6 protein-coding genes are annotated in these 15,237 nt (G+C 53.7%); 2 read left to right on the top strand and 4 right to left on the bottom strand.

Translation table 11 applies throughout. The features are described from left to right. Positions 1–16: 16 nt before the first annotated feature. From H3001_RS00205 to H3001_RS00195, 3 genes are read right to left on the bottom strand one after another with little or no spacing between them, the layout of a single operon-like run. Complete coding sequence (locus H3001_RS00205) at positions 17–1,165, bottom strand: aldose epimerase family protein (protein WP_181213726.1); 1,149 nt, start codon at positions 1,163–1,165, stop codon at positions 17–19. Beyond that, positions 1,162–5,193 (bottom strand): hybrid sensor histidine kinase/response regulator transcription factor, encoded by a 4,032-nt coding sequence (locus H3001_RS00200; protein WP_181213725.1) that lies wholly within the window; start codon positions 5,191–5,193, stop codon positions 1,162–1,164. The genes H3001_RS00205 and H3001_RS00200 overlap by 4 nt, the downstream gene beginning before the upstream one ends. Positions 5,194–5,233: 40 nt before the next feature. After that, complete coding sequence (locus H3001_RS00195) at positions 5,234–7,129, bottom strand: hypothetical protein (RefSeq protein ID WP_181213724.1); 1,896 nt, start codon at positions 7,127–7,129, stop codon at positions 5,234–5,236. Between the two features lie 243 nt (positions 7,130–7,372). On the opposite strand from H3001_RS00195, the gene H3001_RS00190 reads away from it, so the two are divergent. Beyond that, positions 7,373–9,325, top strand: a complete 1,953-nt coding sequence (locus H3001_RS00190) for a sulfatase family protein (RefSeq protein ID WP_181213723.1) — start codon at positions 7,373–7,375, stop codon at positions 9,323–9,325. Positions 9,326–9,638: 313 nt separating this feature from the next. Then, entirely contained in the window at positions 9,639–12,653 is a 3,015-nt protein-coding gene (locus tag H3001_RS00185; protein ID WP_181213722.1) for a polysaccharide lyase family 8 super-sandwich domain-containing protein, read from the top strand. A gap of 264 nt (positions 12,654–12,917) precedes the next feature. On the opposite strand, the gene H3001_RS00180 is transcribed toward H3001_RS00185, so the two are convergent. Next, the gene (locus H3001_RS00180; protein WP_181213721.1) at positions 12,918–15,236 is read right to left on the bottom strand and encodes an alpha-galactosidase; all 2,319 of its coding nucleotides are present in this window, start codon (positions 15,234–15,236) and stop codon (positions 12,918–12,920) included. Position 15,237: the final 1 nt, after the last annotated feature.

Here is a 15,237-nt window from a genome sequence, read left to right as displayed (position 1 = left end):
GCTATCATTTTAAGAATTAATCATTGTCTCTTTCTTGTGAACCTCCTTCTCCTTCAGTCTCAAACCGGTATACCGTCACCTGCCGGTACACTTCTCCGGGACGCAATACAGTAGAAGGAAATGCCGGATGATGCGGGGCGTCGGGATAATGCTGCATCTCAAGGCAGAAACCATAATACCTGCCATAAGGCTTTCCATTCCGCCCGCCGTACTTGCCCATATCCGTTTTAGGCACATAAAACTGCATTCCCGGCTCCGTAGTATAGGCTTTCAGGATTCTTCCGCTTGCCGGATCTTCCACCACTGCAACCAGAGAAAGGGTTCCGGGACCTTTGTCCAATACATAGTTGATATCGTACGAGGCTCCGTTGTCCATCCGCGCTCCCAGTGAATCGGCCTGTCTGAAATCGTATTCCGTACCTTCCACTGCCATCCGTTCTCCCGTAGGAATGCCGGCCGAGTCGACCGGAGTTACCGAATCGGCCACAATGCGATAACGGTGCGCCAGTACATCCCGCTCTCCTCCCGAGAGATTGAAATAACTGTGGTTGGTCAGGTTGATTACGGTCGGACGGTCGGTCGTAGCCGTATACTCCAGAATCACCTCATTCCGGCTGTTCAGCTTATAAGCCACCTCCAGTTGCAGGTTGCCCGGAAAACCGCCTTCCAGGTGCCGGCTCAGGTAAGACATACGCACCACTGCCGTATCTGCGGATACATAGGCCGTATCCACCTGAAACAGTTGCTGGTGAAAACCTTCAGTCCCTCCATGAATACAGTTGTTCCGCTGGTTCCTGTCAAGAGCATACGTTACCCCATCCAGTTCCAGCGAGGCCCCGGCAATGCGGTTGGCATAACGCCCTACCACGCTGCCGAACTTGGGGTGGGATTGCCGGTATTGGTGGGCACTGTCGAATCCCAGTACCACCGAAGCCAGGTTTCCCCGTTTGTCAGGTACGGAGACGTCCATCAGGGCAGCCCCCCAATTGGTTACCGAAACGGTGGTTCCCTTCCCGTTCGACAAGCGGAACTGGAACAGTTCTCCTTTCTCCGTCTTTCCGCAGTCGATGGTTTCCACACCGGCCTCCGTCTTCGTATGTGTCCGGCATCCTCCCCCTATCAGGAGCAGCACCGCATAAAATATCCAACCTCTCAATCTGTTCATGACTCTTTCTTGATGTATTCCGTCGGCAGGCAGCCCATGTATTTCTTGAAACGGGCCGCAAAGTACGACGGGGTATTATATCCTACCATATAACTGATTTCCGCAATGGAATACTTGCCTTCCTTCAGCAACTGGCAGGCCCTGTTAAAACGAATCTTATGAATAAACTCGATAGCCGACTTACCGGTAATCGCCTTCAGTTTCAGGTGCAGGTTCGAACGGCTCATGTTCATCTCACTGGCAAACTGCTCCGTAGAGAATTCCACGTTGTCCATGTTCCGCTCCACCACCTCGATGGCCTTTCTCAGCAGTTCCTCGTCCATGCTGTTCATGGCAATTTTCTCCGGCTCCACTTCCGTGGAGTTGGAATACCGTTCGAAGGCGCGGCTCCGGGTACGGAGGGTATTCTGTATCTTGGTCCTCAGGACAGACATGGAGAACGGTTTCGGCAAGTAATCATCGGCGCCTACCTTCAGTCCTTCCAGCTGATACTTCACATCGGTCTTTGCCGAGAGCATGAACACCGGAATGTGACAGGTACGCAGGTTCTGCTTCAGTTGCCGGCACAACTTGATACCGTCCATGACCGGCATCATCACGTCCGTGACAACCAGGTCGACCTCCTTGTCCTTAAGCAGTTCGAGAGCCTCCTGTCCGTTGCCGGCTACCGTCACATTGAACAGATCCCTCAGTCCGCTCACCAGGTAATTCCGGAGTTCCTCATTGTCCTCTACCACCAGTATCGTGATTTTCTTTTCACTGTCCTCCGCATCCGCCGACAAGTCGGTATCCATGGTTTCCCCTACGTAAGCATCATTCGCATTCGTAGAATAAGCCACCTGTTCCGTGGAATTGCCCGTATTGCTCTGAAGTTCTTCCAGGGTATACGCACTTTCGTTCTGCGGAATATACACCGTAAAAGTCGAGCCCTTGCCCACCTCACTCTTCAGGTCGATCCGACCGTGGTGCAGTTCTACCAGGCGCTGAATCAGAGAAAGTCCGATGCCGCTTCCCGGGTGGTCACTGTCTACCTGATAGAAGCGCTCAAAAATTTTCTTCTGCTTGTCCTTCGGAATACCTACACCGGTATCACTTACCTGCAAGACCAGGTACTCACCCTCTTCATACAGTTTGACGGTGATGCTCTCCCCCGCCTCGGTATATTTCACGGCATTCGAAAGCAGGTTGTTCAGAATCAGGTCCAGGTAGTTCGCATCGAACAGAAAATCCTTGTCCTGCAGTTCCGTATAAATATTATAGTCGATATCCTTCTTCTTCACCCAATGCTCGTAATTCAGGAAGCAGTTCAGCACCCGCTTATACGCATTCGAGCGGGTCAGCTGCAACTTGAAGATTCCCAGTTCCGCCCTCCGGTAATCCATCAGCTGGTTGACCAGGTGCAGCAGCCGGTTGGTATTCCGCTGGATATAAGTCAGTTTCTCACGCTCCCAGTAATTGGGCACATGGTCCAGCAAGTCCTGCAGCGGAGCCGTAATCAGTGTCAGTGGCGTACGGAGTTCGTGCGAGATATTGACATAAAAACGGATTTTCATCTGATTGACCTCCTCCATCTTCTCCCGGTCTTTCCGCTCCATCAGAATGGCAGCCTGCATGCTCTTGCGGCTCCAGAAGAAGCGGAACGCCCCTGTCGCCAGGAAGACAAGCACCACGACAAGCAAGGTCGTCGCCCACCAGGTGCGGTACCACACGGGCAGAATCTCAATCCGGAGCGAAGCCGACTCTTCGTTCCACTTGCCATCGTTGTTGGCGGCCTTCACATAAAAGACATAGACCCCTGCCGGGAGGTTGGCATAGGATACCGTACGCGAGTCCTCCAGTTCAAACCAGTCCTTGTCGTATCCGTCCAGCTTGTAAGAGAAGGTATTGTGCGTACGCGCGATGTAATTCGGTACGACAAACGACAGCGAGAACGAATTCTGGGAAGCATCCAGCGTGATGGACTCCGTTTTCTCGATACTCTCCGAAAGAATACCGGTTCCGTCGTCCGGAAGAATCTCTTTGTTGAAGACCTGCAGACGGTCGATGATGGGCTGTGGAGCATACGGATTGTCCACCAGTGTCTCGGGGATGAAGGAAGTGATTCCGTTCACGCCTCCGAACAGCATTTCCCCCGAACTCGTGCGGCAGAAAGAACCGGCATTGAACTGATTGCTCTGCAGTCCGTCCTGCATGGTAAAATTGCGGAAACTGCCCGACTTGCTGTCCATGCAGCTCAGACCCTGGTTGGTACTGATCCACAGCCGTCCGAACACGTCCTCCATAATACCGTAAATCACGTTGCTGCTCAATCCATCATTCGTCGTATAATGAAAATATTCCTTGTTCTTCACCCCGAAAAGACCGTTGTTGGTACCGATCCAGAGTTTTCCGGAAGCCGATTCGTAAAAACAACTGATAAACGACTGATTCAGCAGGACAGGAACTCCCTCCATCGACTTCTTCTCCAAGGCCTTTCCATTGCTCCTGTACGCCGTTACCCCGCGTTCCCCTCCCATCCAGAGCGTATTGTTGGAATCGCGGAAGAGCAGTCGCCTGCGCAGCGTACCCTCGCCCGTACCCCCTTTTTCCACCACGGAAAAAGACTTTTGGGTAATGTCGTAATGAAGCAGATATTCCAAGGCAGCAATCCACAGTCCCCCGTTTCCGTCCGGAAGGATGGAATAAATATTATTGGTCGGAAGCCCCTTGTTCTTCATGTTCAGGTATTCCCGTCTGCCCGTCTTCCGATCGAGTATCATCATTCCTCCGGCATGAGCCCCCACATAAAGTTTGTCGTGCGCCTCGTCTATGTAAATACACTTGATATCCTTGAAGGAAATTCCCTTGACTCCCACTTCGGGAGAATATACCTGAAAATGATTGTTCTTCCGGTCGTAAAAATTCAGTCCCCCTCCGCTGGTACCGATCCACAGGTTGCCGTCGACATCCTCGGCAATGCAACTCACCACATTGTCGCTCAATGAATTCACGAAAGGAATGTGCTTGATGTGGCGGAAACGGTTGCACAGCGGATGATAATAATTCACCCCACCCCAGTACGTACCGAGCCACATGCCTCCCTGCGCATCCTTGAAGATACAGCGTACCGAATTCTGGGAAAGGTCACCTTCACTCTCCGACTGCTCACTCAGCAGGTCAAACTGTCCGGTATTCTCCCGGAAGATGTACAGTCCGCTATATGTTCCCACCCACAACTGGTCATCGGGATCGAGGGCAAGCGAACGGACAAAATTGGACCTCAGTCCGCTCTCGTCTCCCAGGTAATAATTCTTCAGTTTCTTCGAAATCTTATTGTACAGGAACAGTCCGCCTCCTTCCGTAGCCACCCAGATACGGTCCATCTCCTGACAGAATACAGTCTGTACATTCTCACTGCTCTCCAGCACGGCCAGCTGCCTGAACATCTTGTCGTGAGGCGCATACTCATACAGACCTCGCGAAGCCCCGATATAAATACGGTCTGCCTGGCGCACCATAGCCGCATTCTTCAGTTCCTGCATGGCCTGCGGCAATACGTCGTCGAGGAACTGGCGCTGCGCAATATCGAAGACAAAAACCCCTTCGGGAGTCCCCAGCAGCAGTTTGCCCCGCTGCATCTGCACAATGTTCACCACTGCCACATGTTTTCCTTTACGGGATATGTAATAATTGACAAAACGCTCCTTGTCACTGTCGTACAGCGACAAGCCTTCGCTGGTGCCCACCCATATCCTTCCGGAACCGTCCACCATAATGCAGCGCGAGGTATTGCTGGCGATACTGGTAGAGTCGCCGTACGCATGACGGTACACCGTAAAGTTATAGCCATTGAATTTATTCAGTCCATCGGAAGTGGCAAACCACATATAGCCTTTTCTGTCCTGATTGATGGAAAAGACCGTACTGTGCGACAGACCGTCTTCCTGCCCCAGATGATAAAAACGAAGTCCGTTGCGTTCGGCAGCAACCGTCCGGAACGCAAGGCAACAGAGCAGGGTAATGAATATCCAATTGAATTTTGTTTTCATAAGCCGGTCAAACTAAATGCACAAATTTATCAAAAAAACATCAGTCCGCCTTGATTTTCACACGGACCTTTTGCGGATGCCCTTCATTATTTTTTACCTGTACCGGCACAAACGCAAATCCCGGCACCGGATTGATGACCCGTCCGTCGGCATCGGCCGGCAGCAGACTCATTGCTCCTTCCTGACACAACACGGACAAGCGTCCTTTTTCCTTTTCAACGGTCATCTGCTGAGGAGAAAATACCACTTTCTCCTGTGGAGAAGCAATCACCGGCAATATCAGACTGGCTTCGGCAGGCAAACCAGCTGCCTCTATCACAATTTCCGAGTCTGAGAATTCATAATGCAGACTGACCGCGACAGAGGTTTCTAAAGGAGAATGCTGCTCGGCATCCACCAGATGGCATTTCACGTCAAAGATGTAAACTCCATCCTTCTCCACACAGGTAATCTCCGCCTCCAGGTCGTCCAGGTTGGTATATGCCTTTCCTTCCTTCATCCATTCGACGCGCGGAGAACCGTTGGTCAGGTATTTCCGGTTGTGCAACTGCATGTTCGGAGATTCAATCATCCGGTAGGTATTCATGGTACTGGCAAACACCGGTCCGGTCTTCCGGTTCCACAACATCGACAATACCCCTCCCATCGGATGCGTACCCTTTACCTTATATTCCGAGTCATAACCGGTCAGCGTACCCCTCCAGTCGCCACAAGCCAGCAGCCAAGTACGGATTTCCTCAAAGAAGCGCATTCCATAGGCCGCATCGCGGGGCAAGGCCTTTTCAGGCAATTCCACTGCTTCCTGCTCCAGGAAGGAAGCCAGGGCCTTGGCATGTCCGAAAGTATGGTGGATACACGGCCACATGCCGGTAGCCCGGTAATGCATGCCCCCGTAAAGCAAGCCGTCGGCCGTAGCCGATTTCAACACCTCCAGGTTACGGGCTATCGCTTCCGCAAACTCCGGATTCCGGGCAGCCAGGGCATAATATCCTCCCATAAAACCGTCACTGGTCCTTCCGCCCCAATATGTCCATTTAAAACTGCGGGTACCCCAGCTGTTGTCCCATGCACCGTCGGGAAGCATGAACTCCAGATGCGTCCTCATCGACTTCTCCACCAGGTTCAGCATATCTTCGTCACCGGCCATCCGTGCATAATAAGCCAGGTTGGGCAATGACTCCTCTACATTATATAACAAATCGACCGGATAGCAGCCGTGGGCCGTAGCCGACCAGATATTGGGACCTTCCCCAAACAGGAAAGCATTCGGGCGGGTAAAATAAGCCTTGACATCGGCGGCGATTTCCCGGGCTTTCTCACAGAACTCGGGCACCTGACAGTAGGTACCGATGGCATATAACGCATACGTGGCAGAAGCCGAATAATTGACATTCATATTGCGCATTCCCTCACGCTTGCGGCTGTAGATAAACGGATTCTTCATCATAAAATGACCGGCATTCCGCAAATCCTCCTCCCAGGCGCGGCGGGTAGCCTCATCCAGCAGATGTCCGTGGTAATGGAGGGCCTCATAGAGTGCAATGGCTGCAAATACCGTCGTACCGTTCCAGTCGGATACATTGACATCGTTCATCCAGGAACCGTCCGGACGGTGCACGTTTTCCATCCACCCCATCAGTCTCTTGGCTCCCGACAGGTATTTCTCGTCCCCAGTGCGGTCGGCCAGGTACATCAGCGGCAGCACCGCATCCCCGATGCGTCCGTGCATGCGGGCACAGGCCGGACACAGCAGTCCCCCGTCGAGTGCCGGATGTACGTTCTCACACTGGAAATCCAGCAGGCGGTCCATCCACTCCTGCAAAAGTGCAAAAGACTCATCCTGCAATTCAGTACCCGCGTCATTGCGTTCCGCAGCCGATACATATCCTCCCGAAATCAGGCAAAAAAATAAGAAGATAAAAGCAATCCGTTTCATGTGTTTTTCCATTAATATTACTTCTCACAAAAATAAAAGATTCCGCCCGGCCACGATTTTAAAGTCTTGTAAAAAAGATTCCATTCTGTAGAACCCCTATCTCATTTTTGTTGAAAATCCTATTACTTTTGTACAATCGCCGGATACTCAACAAGAACACCATTCTTTTACACATACCAGCAACGCAAATACAAACGGGCTGGCTACATTTGGGAACTGAAAAACATACAAAACTTTTGCGATATGAAAAACCTATCTTTACTCGTATGCGCTGCCGGTTGTGCAGCTTTCGGGAATCAGGCAGCCGCCCAGGAACGTCCCAATATCCTCTGGCTGACATTCGAGGATACCAGTGCCGCCGAATTCGGCTGTTACGGTAACCCCGACGTACATACTCCTCATGCCGACAGCCTCGCGGCACAAGGCATACAGTTTACCAATGCCTGGTCGGTCGCTCCCCAGAGTTCTCCGGCCCGTTCGTCACTGATTACCGGATGCTATGCCACGACCTGGGGAATGGACGTGCACCCCGTACCTTATGATACTCCGGCGGATATCTTCTTCCCGCAACGGTTGCGCGAGGCAGGTTATTACTGTACCAACAACAGCAAGACGCATTATAATTCGACGACCAACAACAAAAGCTGCTGGGACGAGTGCAACAAGAAAGCCAGCTACAACAGTCCGAAGCGGGGAAAGGACCAGCCTTTCTTTGCCGTCTTCAATACAGTGACTTCGCACATGGGCCGCATCCGGACCTTCCACACCGACGGCCGCCGCGACTATACGCAGGAAGGCATCTATCCTCAGCAGCTCACCTTGCCGAGCTACGTGCCCGACCTGCCGGAGGTACGTTCCGACTATGCCGGACATCTGGAAGCCGTGCAGGACGTCGACCAGTGGCTCGGATTCTTCCTGACAGACCTGAAGGAAAAGGGACTGGATGAGAATACCATCATTTTCTTCTTCAGCGACCACGGTGGCTGTATTCCGCGCGGCAAGGGCTATCTGTACGAAAGTGGACTGAGAGTGCCTCTGATTGTGTACTTCCCTCCCAAGTGGAAGCACCTGGCAGGAGACCTGCAAGGAAAGGTCGGCGACCTGGTGAACTTCACCGACCTGGGACCTACGGTATTGAGTCTGGCGGGAGTCAAACCGACCCGGCAGATGCAGGGAAAGGCGCTGTTCGGAAAATATGCCGACAACCGGAAACGGGAGTACAACTTTGCCATCGCGGCCAACCAGCTGCACCACTTCATGCCGGTACGTGCCGTCAGCAACGGACGCTACAAATACATCCGCAGTTACCTTCCTTACCGCCAGTTTGCCCTGCGCAATTACTACCAGTGGGGAATGCCTTCGAACAAGGCCTGGGATGAACTGGTACTGGGAGGACACAATACTCATCCCGAATGGGCACTGACCTTCGATGCGCATCCGGCCGAAATGCTGTTCGACCTGCAGAACGATCCGGGGGAAATCCACGACCTGTCTGCCTCGGCCGACCATGCCGCCATCCTGAAAGAAATGAGGGAGGCACTCGCCGGACACATCCGCGCAACCCTCGACCTGGGATTCTTCCTGCCTACTTCCCGTACCGGACACATCCTTTATGAAACCGTGCGCAAGGAGAAATACCCGATGGAAGACCTGTATGCAGTGGCCGAAACCGCCGGTACGGCTACCCTCAAGGACGAGGCCCTGTTCCGGAAAGCCATCACAAGTTCATATACTGACATGAGATTCTGGGGAGCCGCCGGTTATGCACAACTGGGAAGAAGCGGTCAGCTGAAAACATGTCCGGATGCCTTGCTGGCCCTGCTCCACGATGCCGACCCCTATGTGGCTGCCGAAGCTGCCTATGCGGTGGCTTACCTGGGACATGCCCCCGAAGGTGTGGCACGCCTCGTCACCCCGGTAAAGGAAGAGCACCGGAAAATCGGCTATTCGGCTCTCGAATGCCTGTCGCTCGACAAGTCCATGCAGTCGTTTATCCGTCCTTTCCTTCCGGAATTGAAAAAGGCTGCTGAAACTCTGCCGCGTCTGGCCAATGAAGATGCCGGACTGATGGCCAGAGGCATCCTGGTCAACCTCGGGGAAATGAAAATCAAGGACCTCCACGGACCGGAAGCCTATAAAGAGGGACTGAAGCTGAACCACGGACGCCGTCCGATGGTGCCGCTGCCCAACAACTGATTTCCGGAATTTCTCCCGGGAGTCTCCGGCTCCTTCCTCTGTCTGCCTCCCGACAGACTCTTTTTTCGGAAGACAAGCAGAGGAAGTGCCGCACAATTAGCTCTGTAGGAAAATGCATAAAGGAATTTGAAGCAAAAGCTGGCGATGTTTTACTGAAAACCTCGCCAGCTTTTTCCAAAAGGCCGCGAGGTTTTGCCGCACGCAAAACGAGAAAGGATGTGATCCATAAAGAAAGATTTTCCTTTCCGTAACGTAAAGAACACCCATCACTCACAAAGACAAATCCGATTGAATAGATAAGTTGATGACACACATGAAAAAACTCATTTTTACAGGACTTCTCTGGTTACTGACCGTGACATCGGGCAAGGCACAGGAAATCGTCTTTGCCGGATACTTCGATGTAGCGACCGGCAGTCCGGAAAATACCGAAGTCACGGGACGGATTCACCTGGAAAGCAACAAGGAAGCTCCCTCCCGGAAAATTCCGGCCGGTTACCGTTTCGAGATTCTCCGTCAGGATGACCGGCCGCTGTTCCGGGTCGAGACCCAGTTCGATGCCTGCGGACGCATCATGGGCGTCTTCCGGGTCGATGAAGGAGAAAACACCGGGCTTCAGGAAAAGACCTGCCGCATGGAAGTGGCACTGAAAAGCGGCAGCCGGACCCTGCAGACTTTCCCGGTAGCCATCCACATTACCCGGCAGACCCTGTGGGAACTGTGCTACGAGCGCTACCTTCCCATGGCCCTCTCACAAGGCAGGCTGTACGGCAGCAAACGGCTGTCGGATGAAAAGGTGGCCCGGCTCATCCGGCAGGTAACAGCCGGCAACGGGCGTTTTCAGGGATTCTCGTGCTATCGGCCGCTTCCCCTGAAATTTCAGTACACCCCGAAACAAAAGAATCCTTCCCTCAAGCCCCTGGACGACGAATGGATCCAGGTCTGCAACCTGATAGGAGGTATGGGACGGGCCTACTGTCTCTCGAAGGTCTATGGCACGGAGGGAGACCCTCAGGCACGGGAAGCCCTGAAAGAAGCCCTTTACCAGGCCCTGCTGGCCTACACCTCGTGCGTACCGATAGAGGGAGATGACGTACTGATCAACGGGCAGCCCATCGGAAAGTACACCGGAGACGGCATCAGTCTACTGCACAATTACGGACTGATGAACTACAGTACCACTACGCACCAGTGGAAACTGTCGGACCCGCTGGTGGTACCGGCCCTGGCACTGATGCCCGACATCCTGGAAGGTATCCGACAGAACGACAGTACCAGTCTGCGCCTTCACCAGAGCCTGATACGCTACTTCCAGCTGTTTACTTCCATTACGGAAAAACGGCGGGAAATCGACAACCCCGAACAGCGGTGGGGCAACCTGACCGATACCCTTTATTCGGCAGGAGCCTGGGCGGATGCCAACCTGGGACACCGTTCGCGCACCCTGCTGGCCCTTCCCCTGATCTGGGGAGACTACAACCGTCCGGTGACTTACGTTCCCTACTGGTACAGCAGTTTCTATCATAACCCGCCTTTCAAGGGCTTCAGTTTCTCGCCGGGATGGAGTCCGCACGGAGTCATGGCCGACGTCAGCCGGTGGATGACCAAGTTCGGCATTCCTGCCCACCGGTACGGACAATCGGGATTCCACCCCGACGGCACCGTCTCCCACCACATCGGACACGGAACGGATGCGGCCATGGTGGCCTATGGCTTCGAATGGCTGACCGACTGCAGTCACGGCTTCCGTTACTTCAAGGATACCGATTTCCGGATTGACAGTCCCTACTACCAGTTCCAGCTCGACCGCCTGCTGGAGGTATATCCGTTCTTCTTCTACAAAGGCCAGATGGATTTTCTGGTAGCCGGAAGAAGTTATCTCAGCGACCTGAAAAAGTTTGTTTCCAAGACCTACCTTCAGGCAGTCAAGGCCCTGGAAGCGGCACAGAGCCGGGATACGCGACTGGAAAATCTGGACAAGCTGAAGGCAGTGGCCAAAGAAATCAGCAAAAACCGCTTCGAATGCTCGGGTACCCGGGCCTACTGGGTCAACGAGTTCCTGATCCACCGCAGAGGAGCACAGGAAAAGCCTTTCTATGCCTCCCTCAAGCTGAAATCGGAACGGACGGTAGGCATCGAAGATTTCAGTAAGGTACGCAAATCCTGGCACGGGGGATACGGTATCCTGCAACTGAAAGTCAGGGGAGACGAATACGACCAGCAGGTGTTGAGCAACATGGACTGGCATGCCCTTCCGGGACTTACGGAAGAATGGCGGAACGACCCGCTTCCTGCCGAAGGAGGTTCACAGGCTTCCCTCCCGGGAGCCAACAAGGTGGCCGGGGTACTGGCAGACGGGACCTATGGAATGGGAATCTATCATCACCTGCCTCAGGAAACCTACAGTTCGGCTACGGCCCTGAAAAGCTATTATTTCCTGGAAGACCGGATCCTGGCTTTGGGAAGTCACATCCAGCGGTTAAGGGAAGGACAGGGACAGGCCATCCACACCTTCATCGACCAGTCGGAGTTCAGGGATACCCTGACCTGGTATGCCGACGGCCGGCTGCATCAGGCAGTGCCCGGAGAATCGGTGGCTGTCGGAATCCATACGACAAAGCCCTGCTGGATACATACCGGCGAAAAGGGATACATCGTCCTTCCCTCGCACCGGATCCGGCTGCAAATCCGTACGGGAAAGGAAATCCATGTGACCGACCGGGAGATTGCCGACGGAACGCCCAACTTCATCGTAGCTCTGGAGCACGGCATCCATCCGGGAAAAGAGGACCTGGACGACCGGTATGCCTACCTGGAAATCCCGAACGTATCGGCAGCAGAAATGCCTCAGCGCCTCCGGGAGGTGCTGCAGGACCTGGAATACCGCTGTGCATCCGATTCCATACACGGAGTGTTCTCACGCAAGGAGCAAATCAGACAGTATGCCTTCTTCGCTCCCGGAAGCCTCCGTATCGGGGGTACGGAGATTCGTTCGGAAGCCCCAGCCATGGTCATGCTGAAAGAGGATGAAGCCCAATGGACACTGAGCGTAGGCAATCCTGCTCCGGACGGAGAAAGACAGACCCTCCGTTTCTGGTCGTCTACCCGCCTGCCGGCAGGCAACTATGCCTATACCCCGCAGGGAGTCAACCGGGTGAAGGGCGAATGCATCCGCATATCCGATTACGGCACCGGCAGTGAAGTGACCGTGGAACTGCCCGACAGCCGCGACGCCTCACAATACCATTATCAGTCGGAACTGTATGCCGCCTCACCGCTGGTCATCCGGATTCCCAAGACATCCGGTTCCGTGGAACACCGTAAATAAGCGGTGGAAAACAGTCAATAAATCGTGGACCGTTCCACCACAGACATAAAAAAATCCAGCCGCCCCATACGGAGCAGCTGGATTTTTTTCAATCATTTCTAATGGCTAAGATCTCAGGGCACTTCCATTTTCGGAAAATCCGAAAATGGTACCCTTACTTGTTTCCTGATTCACAACCTTTCCCCGTGCAACTGCCACTTCCTCGGGAGGCCACAGCCGCACTACCTATTTTATCTTGTCCGGCAGGCAACCGCCTTCACTCTCTTACTGCTTGTCAAAACCGATTGCCCACTCTTTATCTTCCGTCTTGTCGGGAACAAACGATACCCGGACCAGTCTTCCTTCGACCTTCACCTCAGCCTCACGGTCGCCGAATGTCGCTTTCCGTACCTTCCACTGCTCCGGAACCACCAGCCGCAGTTCGTACCGGTCACCTTTCACCACCCGGCTACGTCCGGAAAGACACTGCTCCTGCCTGTCCCAGTTTTCCGCCTTCACATCCATCAGTCCCTGAGTAATGTGACGCGACGTACTGAGCACCTGCGGACAGCGGCTGACCTTACGCAGCGACCACACCTTGCAGCCAGCCGGCTCCAGCGTAGCCGTCAGTCGGCCGGAAAGTCGTCCGAGATAAGCATTCTTCCAGAAGTCGAATACCTCATAGTCCCCTTTCTCATCCAGGTCCATCCGCCCGAACGGATACGAAACCGCGGTACTGTCCTTATCCGACCAGTTGAAGAGTCCCACAATGAATGTCCTGCCGTCGGTTACCCGCCAGATACGCGGCTTTTCCGACTCCAGAATATCCACCGGACGCGCATTCAGACTATGCGTAGGCAGTCCCCGCTTGATCAGTTCCAGGCGCTCTGCCGGCAACTGTGCATACTGCATGCTGGTGGTACTCATCGCTCCGGAAACCGCCTGCCAGGAAACCATCCAGCGGGCCTTTTCCAGCGGATTGCTCTCCCTTACATAATACGGGTCGGGGTCGTTGTACCATACCTTATTATTCAGGAAGTACAGATTACCCGCAAAGTCGGCACCCGTGGTGACAATCCTCCATTTCCCGTGCATGGCCCCGTCATTGTCCGGACCTACGCGCATGGCATGCACCCTTCCGAATGCCCCCGCAAACGAACTCATATTCTGTGTGGCACTGCATCCCAGCAGGAAGACTCCGGGAGCCTCCTCGTTCAGGATGTCCATACCCTTGCGGAAAGCCTGCACGAAAGTCAGCGTAGAATCCTTCAGCACCGCCTCTCCGAAGAGCGGCTTGCCGTTATAAGCCCGCTGCACATACACATTCTCCGAAGGCGCACCGGTATGCAGTCCGTCAATCTTCCAGTAGCGGTATCCCCATCCGTAAATCGTCCGGAAACGGTCTCTCAGGAAAGCCTCTCCCTCCGGACCGGTAGCATCGATGCAAGTACCCGACCAGAGCCGTGCCGTATACGGCTTGCCCTCCCTCGTCTTCGCAAAAATTTCCGCATTACAGTACGGACTGTTCGCATCTCCCGAGAACGGCATGAACCAGATACCCGGAGTCAGTCCCGCACGGTGAATCTTATCGGCCATGGCCTGCATGCCGGAAGGGAAATTCTCATTGCCCTTCATGAAATTCTTGATCGGGCCACCGTTCAACTGGATGCCTCCCTTGACTCCCGTCGGCGAATTATACGTGATGCCGTCGATCATGGAACTCTGCCAATGATCGTCTATCTGAATCGTATTCAGTCCGTAATCGTGGAGCGATGCAGCCACAAAATCGGTATTCTCCGACAACATTTTCTCGTTGGAAGCCCCCGAACCGCTCAGGTTCCGGTGATACCAGGTACTGTATACCTCCGGTTTTTCCGGCAAGTGAATGCCGTAGGCCTTTGCCAGGAAATCCCCATACAGTTCCAGTCCCTCTCTTCCGTCTTCAAAAAAACCGATCATCAGCACATCCGTACCCCGGCTTTTTCCCACCGGCACCAGATAATGTCCGAAATCGAGTCCCGACTCAATCGTATACGTCTTCGAAGCCGGATCCCACCGAGGTTCCATCACTCCAATGCCCTGGAACTGTGTCAGCCAGGCAGTCAGCACCGACTGATAGCTGCCGGCATCGGCCAGCAGTGAATACGAGAAACTGCCCTCTGCCTTCTCCAGAGGCTGCAGTCCTCCCGAACCCAGGGAACGGAACGAAGCGGCCGGCTGAGCCACCGGAATCTCCAGCGAAGCAATCCGCTGCTTCCGGATGTGAAGGCTCTGCTCTCCCCCGTTGTGAATGACCGAATGCACCTGTACAAACGGATTCCGGGCAAACACCCGCAAGGTAGTCACGAACCCATTGTCGCACTTCACTTCAAGCTGCTGCCCCTGTCCCCACAACGAATCGGTCAGCAGACTCTTCTCGGCTTCCAGAATCTTGCCTTCCAGCCTCAACCGCTGGGTACGGAACTGTGTCTTCTTACTTTTCAGCTGAATCTCATTCTGCTGAAAGACAACCTTTACAAATGCATTTTCCACAGAGACACGGCTCTGGGAAAATGCATTGAATGTACATAAACAACCACAAACCCACAATATCAGTTTTTTCATA

Origin of the sequence: Phocaeicola faecicola (assembly GCF_013618865.1) — a bacterium.
In the GTDB taxonomy this organism is placed as follows: domain Bacteria; phylum Bacteroidota; class Bacteroidia; order Bacteroidales; family Bacteroidaceae; genus Phocaeicola; species Phocaeicola faecicola.
This window is presented reverse-complemented; position numbering and strand designations above follow the sequence as displayed.

Bases quoted from the DNA above. Each gene is read 5' to 3' on its own strand.
- H3001_RS00205 (WP_181213726.1), bottom strand. From the start codon at position 1,165: ATGAACAGATTGAGAGGTTGGATATTTTATGCGGTGCTGCTCCTGATA.
- H3001_RS00200 (WP_181213725.1), bottom strand. From the start codon at position 5,193: ATGAAAACAAAATTCAATTGGATATTCATTACCCTGCTCTGTTGCCTT.
- H3001_RS00195 (WP_181213724.1), bottom strand. From the start codon at position 7,129: ATGAAACGGATTGCTTTTATCTTCTTATTTTTTTGCCTGATTTCGGGA.
- H3001_RS00190 (WP_181213723.1), top strand. From the start codon at position 7,373: ATGAAAAACCTATCTTTACTCGTATGCGCTGCCGGTTGTGCAGCTTTC.
- H3001_RS00185 (WP_181213722.1), top strand. From the start codon at position 9,639: ATGAAAAAACTCATTTTTACAGGACTTCTCTGGTTACTGACCGTGACA.
- H3001_RS00180 (WP_181213721.1), bottom strand. From the start codon at position 15,236: ATGAAAAAACTGATATTGTGGGTTTGTGGTTGTTTATGTACATTCAAT.